This window comes from Candidatus Magnetobacterium casense, from assembly GCF_019173545.1.
Lineage (GTDB): Bacteria > Nitrospirota > Thermodesulfovibrionia > Thermodesulfovibrionales > Magnetobacteriaceae > Magnetobacterium > Magnetobacterium cryptolimnobacter.
In genome coordinates this window covers 1-22,814 of record NZ_JABXWD010000009.1, presented here as the reverse complement: position 1 = coordinate 22,814, position 22,814 = coordinate 1, and the positions used below count along the sequence as shown (strand labels likewise).

The window sequence follows — 22,814 nt, the reverse complement described above, 5'->3', positions numbered from 1 at the left end:
CCTTGAGGTCTTCGTCGTAGTAGAACCTGGCGTCTTCCAGACGTGCCCGTATTACCCGTTGGGCTCCTATGCGTACCACTTCGGCGTTGTCTGCAACCGTGTTACTGACCACGATGAAGCGATTTAATAACCGTCCTTCCTGCGTCTCTATGGCAAAGCAGCGCTGGTGGTCTCTCATGACGGTTATCAGCAATTGCCGCGGCAGGCTCAGGTAGACCTCCTCAAATTCCCCCGCTACGGCGTAGGGATATTCAACCAGGTGTGTCACCTGCTGCAACAGGGCGTCATCGGCAACGGGCAACGCCCCAAATTCACCGGCGACCTGCTGACACTGTATCCGGATCAATTGGCGTCGCTTGTCCTGGTCAAGGATGACGTAGTTGGCTTCCAGGGCCTCGTGATACTGTGCGGCGTTGGAGACCTCAATGGCCACGTTGGCCAGGAATCGGTGGCCGTGTGTGGTGTTGGAGCTTTTCACACCGGCAAACTCAAACTCCACCGCAGCGCCGTCACAGAGCGCCATGAGCCATCTTACCGGACGAACAAACCTTGTCTCAAGGTCAGCCCAGCGCATGGCCTTTGGAAAATGCAGTGCCGTCACTATTTGCGTAAACAAAGAAGCGGCTATCTCTCTGGTGGCGTGCCCCTCTTGCCTGATGACTGCCACGACGTATTGTCCGCCCTTCTGCTTTTTCGGTGGCGGAGAAGAAGAAGAAGGGGGCGGCTCCGCCCCCCCTTCAGATCCCCCCCGCAAGGGGTCATGGACCCCTTGACCCCTTCCTGTGCAGGATTTGAGCTTGGGAGTTATTACTTGTGTTGTTGTTGTTTGCTTTTGTTTTATTATCAAGTCCTCTACCGCTATGCCGTGCAGTTGTGCAAAGCTGATTGCTGCCCTGGTGGGCTGACCGTCGGCAGAGAAGGCTGTTTTTTGTGGAGGGCCAAAGTGTTCGGTGGTGCGGCTCTTTTGATGCCCGCTGACTCCGGTTGCTATGACGGCAAGGCGTCTTGGGGTTGCGTAGACCCTGACGTCGGAGAACTCTACCCCGTTGTCGGAGAGCACGCCTTTGGTGACGTCCCTCAGTTGCGTGATAGTGGCGGGCAGGAAGGTGGCCGGTATCTCCTCAACACCGATCTCCAGGATAAGTGTAATGTCGTTGGCCATATCTATAGTGCCTCCTTTTGCGTATCGGTTTGGGCTTGTATATAGGCCTCGGCACAGGGTCTGGCCAGTGCCCGCACACGGGCTATGTAGGCGGTGCGTTCGGCTACGGAGATGGCGCCTCTGGCATCAAGGATGTTAAAGACGTGTGAACACTTAAGGCAGAACTCATACGCCGGTCCCACTAATCCCTCCCGCAACAGGGTGGTACACTGTTGCTCGAAATCCTCAAACAATTGTTTGTGCAATCTGACATCAGCCCTGTCGAAATTGAAGTGCGAAAACTCGACCTCATCCCTGTGGTGGATGTCGCCGTAGGAGAAGTCCTTGTTCCAGCGCAGAGCGTAGACGTTGTCGATCCCCTGCAGGTACATGGCAATCCTCTCAAGGCCGTAGGTGATCTCCACGGAGACGGGTTTAAGGTCGATGCCCCCAACCTGCTGGAAGTACGTAAATTGCGTGACCTCCATGCCATCGAGCCAGACCTCCCAGCCCAGTCCCCAGGCGCCCAGCGTGGGGGATTCCCAGTCGTCCTCGACAAAGCGTATGTCGTGTCTGCGGGGGTCTATGCCCAGGCAGGTGAGGCTTTCCAGGTACAGCTCCTGGGACTCCACCGGTGAGGGCTTAAGTATTACCTGGTACTGGTAGTAGTGTTGAAGACGGTTGGGATTGTCGCCGTACCTGCCGTCGGTGGGTCTGCGGGAGGGTTGAACGTAGGCGGTTTTCCACGGTTTTGACCCGAGCACCCTGAAAAACGTTGCCGGGTGGAACGTCCCCGCACCTACCTCTATGTCGTATGGCTGAAGGATGACACAGTCCTTCGCCGCCCAAAAATCCTGTAGCCTCAATATAAGTTGTTGAAAATCCAATGAACCTTCCTTCTTACAATTTATCTTTATTTTAACAGCTTCAAAAGAAGAATAAAAAAACTATGCAGGTTTTGTCAAATATGTAGGAGAGCATTTTTTTGCAAGCAAATTCGCCGCCCTGTTTTGCGTTTAACTGCAAGCAGAGACTTACTGTCCCCTCTGTTTATATGAGGTATCGATGCCGTTACGGTGCTTGCATGTTTGCTTTGCTATGTTTTTCGGTATTCGTTCGTAATGTCTCCAGTATTTCATTGCAGTAGCCTTCAGCAATCTGTCTTTCGTAATCAAGGAGGATTTGCTCACGATTGTGGGCCAGTGGATTCCTTACCCTGGCGAGGAGGTCTGCACGTTGAGCCCAATAGTTCGTATCTTTTCCGAAAAGTGCCTTGAACTCCACCCACTCGGCAAAGATGATAGCAAATAAATCTTGAGGATACGTGTAGTCAATCAGGTCACAAGATGCCCTGTCTTTAAATGATTTTTCCTCTTTTTGTTGTGCCTCCCGGCATTTATCAAATATCGGTTTAAGTTTTGAATGTGCCTTCTCCAGTTTGTCAATCCACGGTTCACCGTACTTTTCCCGCATAGTGGTGGTAATGATATTGCGGAGTGCGATTTCTGTTTTTTTCCATATTGGCCACAAATTGCTTTGACGTTCTATCAGCCTCAAATATGTTTGAAAGTGTTCAGAAAAGGCACAGTAATTTCCCTCTTGGTTAGGTTGAATAAGGCCATATAGCTGAAACTCGTTCACATGAGTTGGTTTGACGTCTACAACTGGCCCAAAGAGGATTTGCAATATTATCTTGAGGCTGTCGTCCTCGTTTAAAAGACTGACCATATGCTCGTATTGATCGAAAAAGGAACGCTCACTCTTATCAGCAGCCTGATCTACATCAGTTACATGTTGGTTACTGAACGACTTTACTATTTCGTAGCCCAGCACTTCCAAAAGATGTGGGTGCCTACCGCAATAAAACCGCACTTTTTCTTTAAAAGCTTCTGTAACCTCGATACCTATTGAAGAGATACGTGCAAAATACTCTTCTATGTCAGACTCATCGAACATGCCCAAGTAAAGTTTGTGTAAGGTGAGGTCAAAATTGGAAATCGCCCCTGTTTGTAGTTCAATATTGCGGATGGTACGTCGGGATGTCGTGATGAAAGTAACTCTCCACTCGGGATTATAGGAAAGTTCCCGTAAAGCCTGAAAAGCTGATATGTTATCCTTGAAAAGTTTGCGGGCATGATCGAACTCGTCAAGAACAAACAATATGCGAATACCTGCTTGGCGTACTCTTTTAAAGAAGCGTTGGATGCGGAAGTAACTATCGGTCCAAGACAACCCATCTTGAAAAACACTTTCAGCCGCAGCTATAATAGTAGGGGTTAACCAGTCCAAGTCTGTCATTTCATAGTAACTGTGAGTAACCAGAGAACGGAAGAAAGAGGAAGCCTGATCGCAGGTTGCCAGGTTGATCCACACGGGAAGCTGCTTCTTGTCCTGAAGTACCTTACGGCGATCCATTATAGCTTTGAAAACCAAACTGCTCTTACCTATACGATGATTTCCTATGATGGCCATGTTTCCTGATTCTGACGGGTTAATCACACGGCTTTCTATTTCACGTAAACTATCGTGACGGCCTATAAAGCGATTGCCGCTGACAATGTTACCATAATCAGCAAACGGATTTTCAAAATCTGATTCCATATTCATCTCCTAATTAATGCGAAATGAGCCACTCTTTGAATAAACCAACGCGAATCGAGTAATACTGCCCCTTTTCACGTTCCACGACGTCACGTTTGAACAGGTCTTCAAGTATTACATCAACAGATGTACGCGTTTCAACAACAATACTATTTCTGTTGCATGGCCCTGTTCTGCTGTTCAAGGCAATCGCCGTCAACACCTTGAGTGCATCTTCGTCACTTATAGCATCTTCTGAAGTATCACCAGAGTTGATCATATTATCAAACTTGTCTACCCCCAGGAGATTTACACCTACCAATAACTCTTCTTTTACCTGCTCTACGTCTGCCTCTGTAACCAGACTGGCACGTTTGCGGTTCATATATTCCACCAGTCGGTTGCATAGAATTTGAATGTAGAAAGGGCTGCCGGCCGTCAGGGCAATAACATGCTCTATTGCACGTTCACGGTACCGGCTTTCACCATGCCGTCCTCCAATACGAATTGGTTCGTCAATGAGCCTGACAGCATCCTCACGTCTGAGATAGGTCACTCGTTCATCTTGCATGATTCCGAATTCATTGGGGAAACGCAGCTTAAACTTGGGCATCACATCTTGACCGACCAACACGGCATTGAAATAATTCTCCTGTAACAACGCCTTCCAGTTCTTCATAAACGATTCAGGAATAAGCCCTTTTGTAATTTGTCCATAGATATATGAAAACTCGTCTATTAGAACAATAGGGTGAACGTCGCACCAATCCGGCGATTTGGAAGCAACACGTCGAAAGCGATCAAATACATCCTTGAACAACGCAAGGGGGCTAGGATAATCGTAGAATTCTCTGTCAGAAATAAATGATAGTTCTAACGAACTGTACCCATTGCTGACCCTGTCCTCAATGGCATATTGCAACTTTTTTAGAATTCCCCATAGGATTTGGTACAGAAAGGGAGTGGATGATTGTTCATCAATCATTGATCCGATACTACCTAAGTCTAAGACAAGCAGGCCACTGCCTAATTGTAACCTGGTCTTGAGATGGTGGAGAATAGACGACTTGCCGGCGCGTTTTTGTCCGTAGATAACAACGCACTTGCTTTGTGTGCGAGATGTCTGTAGCGCCTTTGCTACATTAGCGATCATTTCATCACGGCCATAGAACATATCCGGATTACCGACAACACCACCTTCGGCATAGGCGGCATAGGGATTTTCGATCTCCTCAAATTGCTGTTCGGAATCTAAACGAATTGAAAAATTGTTAACGGCTGCTCGTTCTGTATCCCCTGAGCGCGTACGATATTGGGCGTAAACTTGCAAGGAGAATGCCTGGGAGAGTAATGATTCTTCACCAACCTGAAGTGGCACCTTTAGGATACGCTGGTCTCCACCACGTAGTGAATCATCCAACTGAACGGTATCCTTATATCCCTGAATCACCAGCTTTAAAGATTCAGCCGGGCTGCAGCCTGCGCGATTGCTAACCGCAATCTGTACTTCAATCAAACGGTTGCTACCCGGGGTGTAGGACTCTACAGGCAAGCGAAGGGTTAACTGAGGCGTTGAACTTTCATACAGTGCTTCGAGTCTAATCTTCACTTTCTCCTGAACGGCTTCTACAACTGGATACATCTCTTCGACTGAAAATTTAGTTGAACTGCCCTCAATCTCTCTTTTCAAGTCTTGGCAGTGATTGTCTACTTGAATGCAGAGACGCTCTTGTTCTTCGAAAAATGTTTGTTTACACAAATCTAATGTCATTTCGAGAATCTTTTGCAGTTGCCTTGCCCGTTGTTGATCCAAGTCAAAACATAGTCGGCTAGATAGTTCCTTAACACACTCAATGTTTCTTTCCAATGACACAGTGGTTAGTTCCAGTTTGGATAAGAGACGAAATTCATGTGAAATAGAGCGATTTTCATCCAGTTTTTTCCTGATTAGCATATTCCATAAAAGGACAAAGTCGTCTAATCGCTTTACTGATACAATAGGTATAGCTTTGGATTTCAAATACTCAATGGCAATAGCTTGCAGGGAAGACTTGTTATAAAGGGGGGGTAGTATACGGTTGGCAGCATGACGACTACGAAAGATGAGGTATGCGATAGCATCGAAGACCTTATTCCGGTCGGGATGGCTACTCAGAATAGTCTCCAGGGCCTCATCAATGGGGGGAATGCTGGGTGTGATAGGAATTTGAGCCGGCCCTATGGTAGAAAACAGAAATCGAACAAGAGCGTTCTCAGCATCCTTCTCCTTTCTGCTTCGGCTTCGATCCCAATCATATACACTGAGCGATTCACAATAAAATTCACGTGCCACATCTAATGATCCGCCCTCCATAACAATCGCATCTCCTGTTGAAGCAAAACTCCGGCAAAGGTACTTATAAAACTGATTCGGGTCTTCATCTTCCAATAGTGAGGTTATCTTGGCAGCGGATAAATAGTAGCCTGCTCGTCCGCGCGGTCGGATAGTTCGAGATTCCGTGGCTAGTTGTTCTAATTTTAGGATATCACTATGGTCAAAGTTACGCTGCTTTACGTGATCAGAACGCACTCCCTGATAATCACAACGGTCAAGGAAGAATTTGGTGAACCCGCTAATCTCCCTGGGAATATCCGAAAGAGTTGTTTCAATGATGATATCATCAATTTGAGGAGGTTGACCAGTCTGAGCTTGCTTGATAGCTTCTAACAGGTCTGCGGCCTGGGTATCTGGAACCGTCGAAAGAATTTTCTCCAACACTTTTTGTGCGCTATCATAATGCTCCTGCTTGAAAAGACATATCGCAATGTTTCTTTGAGCTATTTTGTTATCCGGCTGCAATTGGAGTACTTTTCGGAAACTCTGTTCAGCCTCAGAATAGTTCTTCTTCCTCAGATAGTTATTTGCAATCTGCCAGTGAATATGCACCTTTTTGGCTTCAGTGGTAGCTTGTTTAAGTTTTTTTTGTGATAATTCGATGGCTTTATCAAATTGTTCAGCTTTCTGATAGAAGCCAATCAGCATATTATCAACAGACTGTTGATCCTGAATCTTCCTGCGGTATGTTTCCAAGATGTTAATAGCCTCCTCCGTTTTTTCTTGTTGACCAAGCAGGGCGGCCAGGTCTTTGACAGCGCTCTGGGCATTGTCTCCCTGAATAATAGCAGAGAGAAATAATGAGGCGGCTTTCTCGAGGTCTTTTTCAACCATCTGTACACGTTTTGCTCGTGCATACGGATTTGAACCACTTGGAACACCACTGATCCTGGCGTACTCCCGCCACTTTTCATAATCTTCTTTTGCAGATGGATAATCGGGATTAAGCTCCAGGACTTTCTTTATTTGAGAGATTGCTTTGTTGTATTCACCATCATTGGCGTATTCAGTGGCACGTGAGTACATTTTGTCAATTGTGCGATACAATGTAATTCCGATTGCCAGTGGTCCCCTTGGCCCTTCAGCCGTTTCGAAAACCACCGGAATCTCTCTGCCTGATATCATATTTTGAGCTTGGTTAAGTAAATCATCTTCCGTAATTGCGCTCCGGTGAAAGAAATACTTCTCATTATCCACACCTCGGATAAAGCCAAAACCACGCTCTGATTTATAGTCGTATATATAACCTTTTGGTTGATAGACTAAATACATAGATAAATCTTTATCGCTTGCCTCAGATACTATTGACGAGTGGGTTTCATTTGCTTGTCCCTGTGGTTGATCGGTTACATCATTATGTGAGTCTTTCTTGTTTACCTCAGGCACCATTAACGCATAGTCTTTACTTGATTGTTCGTTGAGATGACTTAGAGCTATCTGAACCAGTTTTGCCGCTGACTGTCCTGCTAGCCTTTCTTGCGCCAATTCTACTGCTAACGTTTCATGCTCGACAGTACTAAGCAAGTACATACAAGTTTCTAAGACGATAACAAATTCTTCATCAGAAAAACTATGACTTGCGCTTCCGATCAATCTGTACAGGGCACGATAATAGGTATGTTTTTTTAGCAATCCGGCATAAACATACCATGCTTCTAAATTCTCAGTTATTGATACTTTATCAAAGAATTGCTCCAAACCATGACAAGACAATTCATCCTGTTGACACTTTAATGCCAACGCTGCCACATTATACCAATCCCAAGGGTCGTTAGAGCTTGATGCAGCTTCTTTATAAAATTTGATGGCCTCTGATATATTTCCAGACAACCATTTCATGTAACCCAGACTTCTTTTCACTGTAATAGAATTTGGGAAATGTTCATAAAGATTTTTTAGCTCAAGTATAATAGGTTGAATCCTGCCAAACTTGGAACTCAGTTCATTGCTCTTTTCCGCATATTTATATTTCTCTTTGATACGATTCCACATTTGCTGCACATCAATACCTTTTTTGTCTTTGAATTCACCGGCAATAAAAGTGAACTCTATACTTCTGATTTGGATTATTGCTGCCTGTGAATTGACTTGAAAACGTGTATTGATTTCAAATTGCATCTTTAGTGCTTCTGATGTGGGAGGCTTTAGGGAAATAATGGGCTGCTCAGATAACGGAGAAATGTTTAGGGCAGTCGCTGGTGAATCCGCCAGAACTTGCCAGGCTCCAATCATATCAGGCAGGATTGTGGCAGAACTGCCATTGCAGTCCAATGTAATGTGTCCTTGCCCAAGTTCTACTAGAATGCCTGACTTTTCACTGCCGTTTCTCAACGTGAATGAAACTTTACTACCCATAGGAACCTGTTTCTGGATTATTTTTATAATTTCAATCATTACTATCCCTAATTATACTCGACGTCAAACTTTTTTTGCAAACAAATTCACTGCCTTGTTTTACGGTATCGCATGCAATCGAAACGCTCTATAATTGCGAGCAGGGGGTTACGGCTCTGCGTTGTTACAGGGTTACAGGTCGTGTCCGGAGTACGATTGATTGAAGCTCTTGTTGCAGACGGGGAAGTCGGGGACGATATTTCCGGGGATGGCCTGCTCAAGTGCCAGCCAGTTGACGCTGGAGGGGTCCCTGACCATGCAGCGGTTGACCTGTCCCTGTTCATCAGAGGCGAGCCAGTAGATGATCTCCCCACGCCAACCCTCAACGGCGGCAAATCCGGCCCTGCCTGCCAGGGGCAACTCCATTGACACCGAAACGTCTCCATCAGGCAACAGACCGAGTATCCTGCGTATCAGGACAATGGACTGCCGCACCTCCTCGACCCTGACCCATGCCCGTGCATGGACGTCACCTGAGACCAGAACCGGCACCTTGACCTCCAGTTTGTCATAGGGAGGAAATGGATTTTGCAGACGACAATCCACGTTTAACCCGCTGGCACGCGCCACAATGCCAACCACACCCAACTCCCTTGCCACCTCAGGGGCAAGACAACCGGTATCACGCACCCTGTCTTCCAGGGAGGGGTTATCGTCGTAGATGGCAACGAGTCGCTCAAACTCATCCTCAAGCAGCGTCATTTCAGCCAATATGTCCCTGACACCGGCGGGATCGATGTCCACGGCCACCCCGCCAGGTGTCACCCTGTCCATGATAAACCGGTGCCCGAAGAGCCTATGGTTGGTGCGGACGATTATTTCCTTGAGTCTGGCAAACTGATACAGCAAGAGCGCAAAGGCCACATCGTTGCATATTGCCCCCAGGTCGCCCAGGTGATTGGCAATCCGCTCGCGCTCAAGAAACAGTGCCCGTAACCACTGCGCCCTCGGCGGAATAATGCACTGCGTCATGGACTCCAGGGCCATGCAGTAGGCAAGGCTGTGCGCAACCGTCGTATCACCAGACACCCTGCCGGCAAGCCGTGCGCCCTCATGCCAGCCCAGGGACTCAAACCGCTTTTCGATCCCCTTATGCACGTAGCCCAGACGTTCTTCGAGGTTGATGACGTGCTCACCCACGGCCTGAAAGCGAAAGTGACCCGGCTCTATAATGCCGGCATGCACCGGTCCTACCGGGATTTCGTAAGCGCCATCGCCATCGGTACTGATCCACTTATACCGGCCATTGGTTCTTTCCATGCGCCGTGAGGGATCAAAGGACTTGCGCAGCGGCCAGGCGTCCTGGGGCCAGTCCTCAAACTTTATCCACGGTCTCAGGTCGGGATGTCCAACCGGCGTAACCCCCATGAGGCTGTGTATCTGTCGCTCAAACCGCCAGGCGGTAACATACAGGCCCGTCAGGGTTGGAAACGTGGGGTCGGTGGCGGGGACGTCGGTTGTCACGATGAGGTACTCAGACTCCCTCCTGTAGCACGCAAAGACCGAAAAACCCCCTTGCTCCCGACTCCGATCACTTGCCCATTGGGCAACCAAAAAGGCATAGACCTCTTTCATGACATTTGCCACCGCCACAAACCCCTCCCTTGAGACAACACAGCACGGCACCGATGCCGGGTATTGATTTGTGTCGTAGTTTATGTATTCCCCAATGCAGGAGCGACCTGTGGCAATGGAGCAGGCCGAGGTTATGGCGTCTCTGAGGATGTTCACTTAAAACACTTTGCTGTCTTTTTTCATGCCTTATGTTGATTATACTAAAATAAATGCCTGAAAAAATCAACTGTATATTTGGGTGTCAGGGCAATCGCATTTGACCGGAGGGAAAAAAAGGGGCGGCTGCGCTTTCCTTGTCGCAGCGGGTCGCACCCGCCCCGGCCACGAAGAAGTCCCCTTGACCCCGTAAAAATGCCATGTATCTTGTATTGTATCCAATCGAAACGTGCTATAAAAAGAATACCAAAATTTCTGTTGATTTTTTGTCGCTGAAACGTATAAAATATCTCTAAGCATAACGCATATAAGCATAACAATGGAGGCGCTATAAGAAAGATTATGACAACAGAGACACTTGAGTTTAAGACTGAGGTAAATCAACTCCTTGACCTTGTGATACACTCGCTGTATTCGCACAAGGAGGTGTTTTTGAGGGAGCTGATATCCAATGCCTCGGATGCCATTGACAAGAGACGCTACGAGTCGCTCATTAACCCCGACCTTGGCAGGGATGCCGGTGACTGGAAGATTCGGATAACCGCCGACAAGGACAAGGGCACGCTGACGATCAGCGACAATGGCATCGGCATGACACGCCAGGAGGCCATACGAGAACTCGGTACAATTGCGCGTTCAGGGACAGTGGAATTTCTCAAGTCGCTAAAGGACAGGGACGTCAAGGACAACCCTGAACTTATCGGGCAATTTGGCGTGGGGTTTTATTCTTCCTTTATGGTGGCCGACAGCGTGACGGTTATCTCAAAGAGTGCCCAGGCAGGGGACAATCCGGCCATCAAGTGGCAGTCTGAGGCAAAGGGTGCCTTTGTCATCGAGGACACCGAAAAGGCAACCGCAGGCACTGACATAATCCTTCAAATCAACAAGGAAGAGGACAAATACCTCGACCTATGGGAACTCAGAAGCCTGGTCAAAAAGTACTCCGACTATATCGCACACCCTATCGTGATGGAAGTTGAAAGGGAACAGGACAGCTCCATAGACAAATCCCAAAAGGTCAAGGTCAAGGAAGACGAAGTCCTCAACTCCATGAAGGCCATCTGGCTCAAGGACAAGGCAGATATAACCGAAGCCGAATACAACGAGTTCTATAAGCACATCTCACACGACTTCACAGACCCCTTAAAGGTGATCCACTATAAGGCCGAGGGCACATCGGAGTTCACAGCACTGTTGTACATCCCATCGATGATCCCCTTTGACATATACTTTGACAAGTTCAAGGTTGGCACGGCGCTATACGTCAGGCGAGTGAAGATCATGGACCACTGCGAGGAACTGTTACCCAAGTACCTGCGGTTTGTAAAGGGTGTTGTTGACTCCTCCGACCTGCCACTGAATGTCTCCAGGGAGATGCTTCAGAACAACCGCCAGGTGGATATCATAAATAAGAATGCAACCAAAAAGGTGCTTGACTCCCTTGCCGATATGATGCAGAAGGAGCCGGAGAAGTACGAGGAGTTCTTCAAGATATTTGGCAAGGTACTAAAGGAAGGCATCCACTTTGACCTCAGTCGTCGCGAGGCCATCGCCGACCTGGTGCTGTTTAAGTCCATCAGGACAGACAAGGACAAGTTTACCACCCTCAAGGACTACGTTGCCAACATCAAGGAGGGACAGGAGGAGGTCTACTACATCACGGCGCCATCGGTGCAGGAGGCCATGGGTTCTCCCTATATCGAGGCATTCAGGGACAAGGGCTATGATGTCCTGATCATGCCTGATGAGTTTGACGACATCATCTTCAACCTCTTTGAGTACAAAGGCAAGAAGTTTAAGTCCGTAATCAAGGGCGACATAAAACTCGACAACAAAGAAGAGGCAGAAGAAAAAAAGGTAACCGCCAAAAAGTTTAAAAAACTCCTGGACATGATCCACGACCGTCTTGCGGAGGAGGTCAAGGAGGTGCGTCTGTCGGGCAGGTTGAAGGACTCACCCTGTTGTCTGGTTACAGACGAACACGCAATAGACCCCGCAATGGAGCGATTGCTTATGTCCATGGGCAAAGAAGTGCCAACAAGCAAGAGGATACTCGAACTCAATCCCTCTCATCCGCTTATTCAGGCAATGGAGAAAACCTTTAACGACAACGCCACCAGCGAAAAACTAAACGAAGGCATACGACTGCTCTACGACCAGGCCGTACTGCTAGAAGGGGGCAAACTCAAGGACCCCGCAGCATTTACAAAGACCGTGGCAAAACTCATGGCCGCAACCATGGGCTGACATATAGACCCCTCTCTTTTGCGTAACTTACGTGGTCAAGGCCGGCTATCCTTGATCACGTAAGCTGTATAAAAGGTTTTTTACGGTATAGGCTTGCGTTGAGTATTTTCTTTACCACTCCTAACAGACTTGAAATAAGTAAATTATTTATGCCCAAGTCCTTTGGTTCCGAATTTGTATTAATTGCTAAAAATTGTAAGACTATAGTATAATCAAGCATGGATGTAGAAAAGCTCAAAGAGTTCGGTTGACAGAGGCAGAAGAAGCATTACAAGTAGCACAACATCTCTTTGAAAAGGAAGACTATTCATATTCACTTTTCTTTGGGCATATTGCAATTGAAAAGATATCAAAAACTGTTTATGTAAACAACAGAAAAGAACACGCTCCTTTCACTCATAACCTTAGTAAACATAGCAGAGCTTGCAGGGATTTCTCTATCATTACCTCAAAAGGAAAAACTTACCGAAATGACCTCTTTTAATCTTGAAGCAAGGTATCCTGATGAAAAACGGAGTTTTAGAAAGAAAAGCACAAGAGACTTTACAGAAAACAAATTAAAAGAAATTGAGGGGATATTTAATTGACTCAAATCAATGCTTTAATAACAGAAAAGGTTAAAATGTTTCTCAGCAGAGTAGGCGAGCAAGGTATAAATATATTCGGAGTTCCTTTTCATTTCAAGTGGGTAACCCAATCTTAGTATAATCCAGCTTACCTGTGAGCATATAGATAATAGTATTTAGGTCTAAGTAGTGTTGTATGGCTCAACACACTGATCATTGCGCTGCTATTTTGCATCCACGCAGCCGCAACAACAATCCCCGCCACAGGGGACGCAGGGGACGCCACCGGAGGTGTCAAAGCGGCAGACGACAAGGCGATTTCAAGCGCCTACATGAAGCTGCCGCTGTATTTTATCGAAAACGACGGCCAGGTGGACAAACGGATGCGGTTCTACGAAAAGGGCGCATCGCACGCGACCTGGTTCACAAAGAACGGTGTCTACGTATCGCTGACCAAGGGCGAGGCTCCCAAACAGCGGTCTGCAAGGGGGCTGCCCTCGGAGAAGCACTCCAAGGGGGGCAGGCAGGAGACGGTAAAGCTCTCCTTCAAGGGCGCTAACGCCAACGTCGAGGTCGTCCCCGAGGATGTGCAGGATGGCAGGGTCAACTACTTCATCGGCAACGACAGCGCCAGGTGGAAGACGGACGTCCCGACATATAAATCCGTGGTCTACCGCAACGTGTATGACGGGATCAACGTCCGGTTCTATGGCAACAACAGCCAACTCGAGTACGACATAATCGTAAACCCAACGAGCAAGACCTTCACCTCAACCGGTGGCAGCAAATACATCCACGAGCCAGCGCACCGGCACGATCACCATTGCCGGACAGATGTTCACGGTCACACAGTCGGGGACAGACTGTAGCAGTAAGACGATTACCCCAATGAGCAAAGGCCGCAGTACGCACATCAACACCGCCCGTGATATCATCCTGCGCTACAGGGTAGAGACCACCCCCGTTGGCATCGTAAAGGCTGTCATGCATTAGGGCAAGTCGGTGGTGATAACCGATCTGAGCCGTATGCTCAACTACGAAATAGATATGCACACAACCCTAATAATCGAAAACTCACAGACCCTCAGAATCAATGATTTTCTTGTCACCCCACGCGGTTACAAAGAAAAGAAGAGGGGGTAGCCCTCCCCACTTTGCCTGATTTAATCCTTAAACACAAACCCCTTGCCGAAGACCCGGACACAGGCGTCAACTACGTTTGAGTCATAAAGGGAATTTCGTCCGCGGGTGATTTCGTCCAGTGCGGCCTGTATACCCAGTGCCGGCCTGTATGGACGGTGATTGGCCATGGCCTCCACCACGTCGGCCACACAGATGATCCGTGCCTCGATGTATATTTCGTCGCCCATGAGGCCATTAGGATAACCGGAACCGTTTAATCTTTCGTGATGTTGGAGGATTATCTGAGCCACGGGATATGGAAACTCTATTCCCCTGAGGATATCATAGCCGATCTGAGAGTGCTCCTTGATGAGACTAAGCTCGTGTGGTTTGAGTTTGCCGGGCTTACTGAGTATCTCAGTGGGTACGGTTAGTTTGCCGATGTCGTGTATGGTGGCCGCCACCCTGACGCCCTCTGTCTGCTGAGGGGACAGGCGCATTTCATCGGCAATGGCACGGGAGAGGTCGGCAACCCTGCGTTGATGCCCGGCGGTGTATGGGTCTTTTGCCTCAACTGCGGCGGCCATTGCCTGGGTCACGGCATCCGTAAGTTTGCGGAGTTTTTCCACCGTTTTTTCAAGCTCAAAGGCGTTTTGTCTGCGCCTTGTAATGTCTCTGATTATGCCGGTAAAAAATATACCCGTGCGGGCGCTCCACCTGGCAACAGACAGCTCGATGAAGAACTCCGAACCATCCTTCCTCAAGGCGCTAATCTCTATCGTCTTGCCAAGGGTCTTTGACACGCCTGTATCAACGGCCCCCTTAAGTCCCTTTTTGTGTGCCTGACGGAAGCGCTCAGGGATAATCCTTGTCAGGGGCTGACCGATCATCTCCTCTGCGGTGTAGCCAAATATATGAGCAGCGCCATTGTTCCACGTGCTTACATTATCGTTTGTGTCTATGGAGATAATGCCGTTGCTTGTTGTCTGGACGATGCTGCGGAAGTGTTCCTCCCGCTCCTGGAGTGCCGCCTCAGTTTTTTTGCGCACGATGATGCCGGAGAGGACACTGGCTACTGCGTTGAGTATCTCTTCGGTGTCGTAGTCCCTGGGTTGCCCCTTTATCGTATAGACGTTAAACACCCCTACAACCTTGTCCTGAAATATTATCGGCAGACAGTAGTGACCGTGTGAACTCAACCCCTCGTAGGAAATCGTGTGCTGTGGATCGACGTCTTCGGCAAAGACGGTCTGGCCGGTTTCAGCCGCCTTACCGCACAGACATTCCCCAAAACGGATGTTGACACACTTGGTCATCTGATCAAGGCTGTAGGCGTAGGCCGCCACAAGTGTGAGCATATCAGGGGCATTGTCGTTGACCACGTAGACGCATCCCTTACTCAACAGCGATAGCTTTGGGGTTGAGAGAACGGTCTTGAGTATGCTGTTGAGCAGCTCGGAAAAGGAGAGGTCCTTAAGGGAGGTCTGTAGGATGCTGTGTGTCAGGGTCTGTATCTCGAAGTGCCGCTTTATCTTGTTTTCCGTATTTTTGAGACCCGTTATATCCTGAAACACCATGAGTCTTTCAACGTTGTCGTCGTTATAGGTCAGCGGTGTTTCGTATACCTCATAGGTTTTTTGGCTCTTGAGGACATTCTTTTCCCAACGGACGCCCTTACCGCCCAGGACATCATCGGTTATGCACCAGGAGCAGACAGCAGGCTCATCAAAGAAGTATTGATGACACTTCCTGCCCTGTACCGGGCCAAAGTCTGTTTCAATTGAGTTATTGATAAACTCCACGCCGTAGTCCTTGTTGATTACACAGATACCGTCCTCTATGGCGTTTAGTATGTTATATAATCTCAGGCGTTCCATGTGCAGTCCCGTATGGAACTTGTCTTGTTCGATGTGCTCTGCGTCCCTCTTTTTTAGCAACCACCACAGGGTCGTCCCCATAACGCCTATGACCAGAACGGAGCCGATAATGATAAACAAGAGCAGCATTTTCAACCCCGGCATGGTAACGTTTGGATTCAGAGTTGCTGTAATTGTGGCAATGTCTTTGACTTTATGGGTGACGATCACCGGTTGGGATGGCATGGAGGTGTTCTTAAGACGGTTGTGCAGGATAGCGATGGTATTAGCGTTGTTTACAACCCTCAGTTCGAGGATCTCGCCATGGTTGTCAAACCACTTGGACAGGATGGTGTTTAGTTCCCTGAGGTGATTTGATCCAATAGATTCCTCAACAACGAGCCCAACAGTGTTGAGTTCGTGCCGTAATTGTTCTTCCATCTTCTGGTAGAAGTTGATCCGCTTGTGCATTACCAGTATGCCGTCAACGATGAAGACAAACACCACCAGGATGGCCATAAAAGACACCAGTATGTTCTTGTAATAGCTCACCATTGTAAAAACTGCACCTTCAGTTTATTCATACCATACCTATAATACAACATATCATGCCTTCTTGGATAGATTGCCCTGACACCGAATGTCATATTCTTTTTGGATGCCTTGTTATAGGCGCGTGATTATGCTATACTAACAATGTAGTTCAACTGAGCATATCGGGCATCAGGATGAAGGATATGACCATAAAGAGAGATTTGCTGCTTTTTGAAACAAGGCTGCTTGAGAAGTTTATAATCACAGCGGAACTGATCAGGGATTGGAAACCTCACGTCATGTCACTGCTGAGGGAGATCAATGAATACATAGAGACATTTAATCTCTTTACGGCATTTAAGACGACCGAGGAAGGATGTTACGACGTGGAGGTATTTTGGCGACACCAGCCCGACAGTCAAACAATACAAGTATTTGAAGAGCTAATAAAGAAAAGCCTGTCACATGATAACAAAGCCCCCGCAGACCTGCAATGCAATATAGTCCATGATGTTGCAGATAGGGCAATCACAATGTGCAATACGGTTCCGGTGTCCAGGGTCAAGGCGCTTAAGACCTCAGATGTAGACGGCATTGTCGGTATAACAACAAGCCTCCAACAGCGTGGGGAACCCGAAATAGATTCTCTTGCAGAGAGCGCCCTCAATATATTTGCCAATGTGGCAGGCTCGATCAAGGTCATCCACGGCTATACCAGGGAGATGGCGTTTTACGCCACGCGCGACCCCCTTACCAACCTCTTTAACCAACGGGTGTTCTGGGAACTCTTGCAGTATGAATCCGGCAGGGCACACAGGCGCAACTACAGCTTTGGGCTGATGGTCATAGACTTCGATAACTTCAAGACGATAAACGACAGCTATGGCCATCATTTTGGTGACAGGTTTTTGCAGTTGGCGGCGTTAAAGCTGCGTCAGTCCCTGCGCGATGGCGATATCCTGGCCAGATACGGCGGGGATGAATTCACGATAATCCTGCCCGAAACCACCGAAGAACAGGCCATGCTTGTAGCCACAAGGCTGACCAACGACTTGGAATCCCTGGACCTTAAAGACCCCGCCGGCAAAAAAATAAGAACCACCGCATCCATAGGCATTGCCATATGTCCAACACACTCCAGAGACGTCAAGGAACTCTTCCGCATAGCAGACAGCGCCATGTACAAGTCCAAGAAAAAGGGCAAAAACATGATAAGCCTGCCCACCAACGAAGACATAACAACCGTCTCCATTCAGAACAAGGAAAAAAGCCTCTTCCTGCTCAACGCCGTAAATAAAAAAGAAAATATCATCCCCCACTTCCAGCCAATTATAAACGTACAAACCGGCGCAACTGAGATAAATGAACTGCTCATGAGACTGGTAAGAGACGAAAAACTCATGGTTGCCGGGGAGTTTATAGATGTTGCCGAGGACATCGGCATAGTACACAAGCTGGATTATATAATTGTAGAAAAGGCCTTTGATAAAATCCACACGGAGGGTTATACGGGAAAACTCTTTGTTAATCTCTCACCGAGATCGCTGACCATCACGCGGTTTATACCTACCATTGTTGAGTTGGCCACGGATTACGCAATACGACCATCAAATGTTGTCTTTAAACTCACCGAGCAAGATGCGGTTAAGAATCTTGCCGTTGTTGAGAGGTTTGTCCTTGATTTGAGACACGAGGGATTTCAGTTTGCCATAGAGGACTTTGGCTCCGGCTTCTCGTCATATCACTATATAAAGAGAATACCCATTGACTACATAAAGATCGAAGGAGAGTTTATCAGGGGCATGTTTAAGGACGTCATATACCATGCCTTTGTAAAGAGCATAGCGACCCTTGCTATGGAGTTAAACATAAGGACAGTGGCAAAGTACGTAGAAACCCCTGAGATCCTTAAAGAGCTTGCACTGATGTCTGTGGACTATGCCCAGGGGTATTTTATCGGTATGCCCTCAGGGGTTATTGAACATCAGCTTGATTAGATACAAAATACATGGTACTTTATGGGGTCAAGGGGTCAGCGACCCCCCGCTCAGTGGGGGACTGGTCCCCTTGCAGGGGAGGTCAAGGAGAGGGTGGAGCCTCCTTGTTTCTTTGTCTTCTTATACCCCACCTACAACTGCCTGAGCTTCCGTTTGATCCTCATGCGTATGATTTCGGCGGCGGTGTTTAACACGAAGGTGAAAAAGAACAGCAACAACGCTGACAGAAACAGCGTTCGATAAAGGGTGCCCCCCTGGGGTGCTTCGGGCATCTCGACGGCGAGGTTTGCCGACATTGCCCGGAAACCGTTAAAGATGCTCCAATCCATAATGGGGGTGTTTCCCGTTGCCATCAGGACGATCATCGTCTCACCGACGGCCCTGGAGAGGCCTATCATCACGGCGGAGAAGATGCCCGCCGCGGCTGCCGGCAACACCACTTTTGTCACGGTCTGCCACCTGTTGGCGCCCAACGCCAGAGAGGCCGATATCAGGTTCTGGGGGACGTTGGACATAGCATCCTCGGCTATCGTAAATATTATCGGGATGACGGCAAAGCTCATGGCGTATCCGACTATCAGGGAGTTGCGCTGGTCGTAGGTCAACCCCAACGCACTGTGCAACCACAACCGAAAGTCAACCTGCACAAACAACCCCTGGATCACCTCATTAAGCCACAAAAATACCGGCAATCCCAAAACAAACACCGGCAACAGTATCAGAAACTCCGTCCCTCGCCTGAACTTCGTCCGGTAGGAACGGGGCATCAGACGCCACAGAAGCAACGTCAGCAACGCCATCACCACCACCTGTACCGGTAAAAGGAAAAGCGTTGGCACGAGCCTCTCTACAAGCGGAGCCATCCACAGACCGGCCACAAACCCTATCACGACACTGGGCATAGCCGCCATGATCTCAATGACTGGCTTGATGACGGCACGCAGACTGTGGTGCATAAACTGCGACACGCATATGGCCCCGCCGATGGCTATTGGTACGGCAAACAACATGGCATAGAGCGTCCCCTTGAGTGTACCAAAGATCAACGGCATAAGACTCAGCTTGGCCTCAAAGTCGTCCCCCGACCCGGAGGACTGCCACGAGTACTCAGGGCGGTCGTAGTCCTCATACCAGACCTTGCCAAACAATGTCCCGAGCGTCACCTCCGGATGTGCGACGTCGATGTCCCAACCATACATGATGGCGGTCCGTTGATTGACGGCAACCACGCCGTCACCACGGGGGGCGTAGGCAATGGCGCTCAAGGGCACGTTACCGACATTAAGTCGCAACAGCGTCCTGGTCGTAGGGCTGTGGTGGAGGATGACGTTGCCGGTGGCGTCAACGCTCAAAAAGCTCCTGTTGCGCTTTGTTGGCACCAGCATGACAACGGCTGCCTTGTGAGACTCAAAGGCGTGAATGTTGGTTAGTTGCTTTTGTCCATCGGCCTTATTGTCGCTTACGTGAAACCACACGGATACACTGCCGGAACTACGCCCCACAATGAGCGACCTCTGGCCAACCAAAAACCCCAAAGCCGTGATCTCCGACGTATCCCTGGCAGATTCAACGCGCATGAGTACCGGTGCAGCGGCGGCCTCCCTGATGTCCCAGTTGTAGAGCACACCGCCCCTGGTGCCAACGTAGACGTTTTCAAGACGCTGGTCAATAATAATGGCCGTGGGGGCGTCGCCCTTGAGGTCGGCGGTGAGGTCGTGCTTAAAGGTCTCCGTGGTACCTTCGTCCAGGAGAGAGCGTTTTTGCTTGCGTAGGGTTATCAACACCTGTCCCGTGGCTGTGATTGCGGCAACCGCACCGGTATCATCCTCCGATGTCACGGCAACGGCCTGCTTTATCGACGCGGATGCAATCATCTCCGGCTCTCCCTCCGTAACGGTTGGCTCAAGGACTCGTTTGCCGTGAGCGTCAAAGGACGACTCGACCCTGACCCTCACCGGTACAACATAGCCATCCGCTGTGCCAATGCTATAGTGCTCGTTGCCCTGCAACGACGTCACGGAGGCTATCTCCTTGCCCGCCAACTTATCAAGCGGCACACGTTTTAGTACATTGCCCCCCTTGAGGGAGATGAAGTCCACGGAAGCCTTGCCCGTTATGACGTAGGCCACCTCCCTGTATTCCTCAACACCCGTGGCAAGTACGTGCCCGGACGTGTGGTCAATCCTGCCGGTTAGTTCCGACTTTGGGGACTTCCACAACGGATAGACCTCGTAGATTATAAAAAACATGATGGCGATAATGCTAAATATAACTGCCACCCCTCCCAGGGTTATGACGGCGGTGGCAGTCTTGTCAATGAGGTCGCGTTTGGTTAGTCGAGCGCCGGGGTCTCTTTGCATAACCTCTCACACGGCAGTGACTCCGGCATGATCACTCGAGTTCCTTTAACTGCGCCCTGACTATCTTTTCCGGCAAGGGGTCATAGCCGTCCTTTACTACGACCTTCTGTCCCTCGGCGCTGAGTATGTACTTTATGAATTCGCTGATGAGCGGGTCAAGTGGCTTTTTTGGCGCCTTGTTGACGTATATGTACAGGAACCTGGCAAGTGGATATGAGCCGTTGATGACGTTTGCGTAACTTGGCTCCTTGTAAGGCTCGCCCTTTTTGGAAGCCAGCGGTAGGGTACGCACGCCGGAGGTCTTGTAGCCTATGCCGCTGTAGCCGATGGCATATCGGTCTTCGGTTATCCCCTGGACAACGGATGCGGAGCCTGGTTGCTCCTTGACTTCGTCCTTAAAATCGCCTTTGCACATGGCATGTTCCTTAAAGAAGGCATACGTGCCCGATGCACTGTTGCGTCCGTAGATGCTGATGGGACGGTTGGTCCAGTCGCCGGTCATGGCCAGTTGTCCCCATGTCTTGATGTCCTGAGTGGCGCCGCATTTTTTGGTCTTGGAAAATATGGCGTCGGCCTGGTCTATGGTCAGCCCTGCGATGGGATTGTCCTTGTGGACATAGATGGCCAGGGAGTCAAGGGCGCTTTTTATCTGTGTTGGTTTGTAGCCGAACTTTTTCTCAAATTCATCACTTTCGGAGCTTTTCATAGCCCTGGACATCGGACCAAGCTGGGCGGTTGCGGCAATCAGTGCCGGAGGTGCGGTGCTTGACCCCTTGCCCTCTATCTGACACTTGACGTTTGGGTAGTGCTTGGAAAACCCCTCACACCACAGCGTCATGAGGTTGTTCATCGTATCGGAGCCAACGCTGTTGATGCTGCCCGATACCCCGCTTACCTTATTGTACGGCGGCAGTTGTGCGTCAACCCCCTCTGCCGCAAGGCCGGTATACACAAACACCACGGATAAAAGTAAGGTCATCAAAACCGTCATGCTCAGGGACCTGGCAACCCATCTGTATACCATATCTTTCCTACCCTTGATTTGTTGTCTCATAACTTACTGAATCCTCCTTATGTTTTTTTAGTGTATTGTTTTAGGATAACATTTGTCGTAGGGCAATGACAATTTATTTTCTTGCTCGGGTGCATAAAAAAGTAGTGGGTAATGGATTCCTGCTTGCGCAGGAATGACACAGATGGGTGTAAAATGCCGTTTACTGTCATTCCCGTGAAAACTGGAATCCATTTTCTAAAACAGCATAGAATGGCCATTTGGAAAAAATAGTAAATAATGCGTCCCGGTTACCCACCCAAAATTTATGCACCCTCTTGCTCTGAAAAATCCTGTGATGGTATGTTATTCAATCGTGGTTCAGAGACATTATAATTGTAAAGACTCTCATGTTATCAAGATAGTTTGACAAAGCCAGTGTAACCAAAAATACAATGCTTCTGCTTTGGTAGGTAAACGCCAGTTTGTGTAGCCAAAATTCTTGACCTTACCCTTAAACTGACATTGCGCACACCCTATAGTCCATCAAATATTTTATAATAATTTATGGCTCTTTCTTAAAGTGAGTGGGTAGGATTAACAACACCCACCTATGGGCAACAGGGGAAGAAAAATTATAAGCCTTGCCATGTTGCCTTTAATCTCTATTGTTTGCAAGGGAAAGCCTATAAAAGTATAAGTCGGTAGATTGTGCTACCCGCTCCCGTTGGTCGCTATCCTTAAGTTGAGTTACCCACATGAAGTAAGAAGGAACCAAATCCTTTAATCTGTGCAATCCTGGTTCAGACAGTTATACTGAAATGACGCAGGTTTTTTCAGGCATGATATTTGAGTGTGAAATAATGGGGTCAAGGGGACTGGTCCCCTTGCAGGGGGTTCTGAAGGGGGGCGGAGCCGCCC

13 protein-coding genes are annotated in these 22,814 nt (G+C 48.6%); 5 read left to right on the top strand and 8 right to left on the bottom strand.

What is annotated here, in order from left to right; genetic code table 11:
* The 5 genes from HWQ67_RS01060 to HWQ67_RS20145 form a co-directional block, all read right to left on the bottom strand.
* Nucleotides 1-1,162: glycine--tRNA ligase subunit beta (locus HWQ67_RS01060; protein WP_218250783.1), on the bottom strand; the 1,162-nt coding region annotated here is incomplete at its 3' end.
* A gap of 2 nt (nt 1,163-1,164) precedes the next feature.
* Nucleotides 1,165-2,028, bottom strand: a complete 864-nt coding sequence (locus tag HWQ67_RS01055; RefSeq protein WP_218250782.1) for a glycine--tRNA ligase subunit alpha — start codon at nt 2,026-2,028, stop codon at nt 1,165-1,167.
* A gap of 184 nt (nt 2,029-2,212) precedes the next feature.
* On the bottom strand, nt 2,213-3,742 hold the full coding sequence (locus tag HWQ67_RS01050; RefSeq protein ID WP_218250781.1) for a Swt1 family HEPN domain-containing protein: 1,530 nt from the start codon (nt 3,740-3,742) through the stop codon (nt 2,213-2,215).
* A 13-nt stretch (nt 3,743-3,755) separates the two neighbouring features.
* Nucleotides 3,756-8,489, bottom strand: coding sequence for a tetratricopeptide repeat protein (locus tag HWQ67_RS01045; RefSeq protein ID WP_218250780.1), 4,734 nt, complete (start codon nt 8,487-8,489; stop codon nt 3,756-3,758).
* A gap of 132 nt (nt 8,490-8,621) precedes the next feature.
* Nucleotides 8,622-10,220 carry an NADH-quinone oxidoreductase subunit C gene (locus HWQ67_RS20145; RefSeq protein WP_218250779.1) on the bottom strand — a complete coding sequence of 533 codons (1,599 nt, stop codon included), beginning with the start codon at nt 10,218-10,220 and terminating at the stop codon, nt 8,622-8,624.
* A gap of 342 nt (nt 10,221-10,562) precedes the next feature.
* On the opposite strand from HWQ67_RS20145, the gene htpG reads away from it, so the two are divergent.
* From htpG to HWQ67_RS01020, 4 genes are all read left to right on the top strand, one after another.
* Nucleotides 10,563-12,467, top strand: a complete 1,905-nt coding sequence (gene htpG, locus HWQ67_RS01035; RefSeq protein WP_218250778.1) for a molecular chaperone HtpG — start codon at nt 10,563-10,565, stop codon at nt 12,465-12,467.
* 247 nt (nt 12,468-12,714) lie between these two features.
* Entirely contained in the window at nt 12,715-12,951 is a 237-nt protein-coding gene (locus HWQ67_RS01030; protein ID WP_218250777.1) for a HEPN domain-containing protein, read from the top strand.
* Nucleotides 12,952-13,365: 414 nt separating this feature from the next.
* A complete protein-coding gene (locus HWQ67_RS01025) occupies nt 13,366-13,902 on the top strand; it encodes a hypothetical protein (RefSeq protein WP_218250776.1) in 537 nt (178 codons plus the stop codon).
* A 133-nt stretch (nt 13,903-14,035) separates the two neighbouring features.
* Complete coding sequence (locus HWQ67_RS01020) at nt 14,036-14,176, top strand: hypothetical protein (protein WP_218250775.1); 141 nt, start codon at nt 14,036-14,038, stop codon at nt 14,174-14,176.
* Nucleotides 14,177-14,196: 20 nt separating this feature from the next.
* Here the strand turns inward: HWQ67_RS01020 and HWQ67_RS01015 are convergent, their stop codons facing one another.
* The gene (locus HWQ67_RS01015; RefSeq protein ID WP_218250774.1) at nt 14,197-16,566 is read right to left on the bottom strand and encodes an HD domain-containing phosphohydrolase; all 2,370 of its coding nucleotides are present in this window, start codon (nt 16,564-16,566) and stop codon (nt 14,197-14,199) included.
* A gap of 182 nt (nt 16,567-16,748) precedes the next feature.
* On the opposite strand from HWQ67_RS01015, the gene HWQ67_RS01010 reads away from it, so the two are divergent.
* Nucleotides 16,749-18,542, top strand: a complete 1,794-nt coding sequence (locus tag HWQ67_RS01010) for a putative bifunctional diguanylate cyclase/phosphodiesterase (RefSeq protein ID WP_218250773.1) — start codon at nt 16,749-16,751, stop codon at nt 18,540-18,542.
* A 131-nt stretch (nt 18,543-18,673) separates the two neighbouring features.
* On the opposite strand, the gene HWQ67_RS01005 is transcribed toward HWQ67_RS01010, so the two are convergent.
* Together HWQ67_RS01005 and HWQ67_RS01000 are read right to left on the bottom strand one after the other, a co-directional pair.
* Nucleotides 18,674-20,902, bottom strand: coding sequence for an ABC transporter permease subunit (locus tag HWQ67_RS01005; RefSeq protein ID WP_218250772.1), 2,229 nt, complete (start codon nt 20,900-20,902; stop codon nt 18,674-18,676).
* Between the two features lie 31 nt (nt 20,903-20,933).
* Nucleotides 20,934-21,893, bottom strand: coding sequence for a PstS family phosphate ABC transporter substrate-binding protein (locus HWQ67_RS01000; RefSeq protein WP_218250784.1), 960 nt, complete (start codon nt 21,891-21,893; stop codon nt 20,934-20,936).
* Nucleotides 21,894-22,814: the final 921 nt, after the last annotated feature.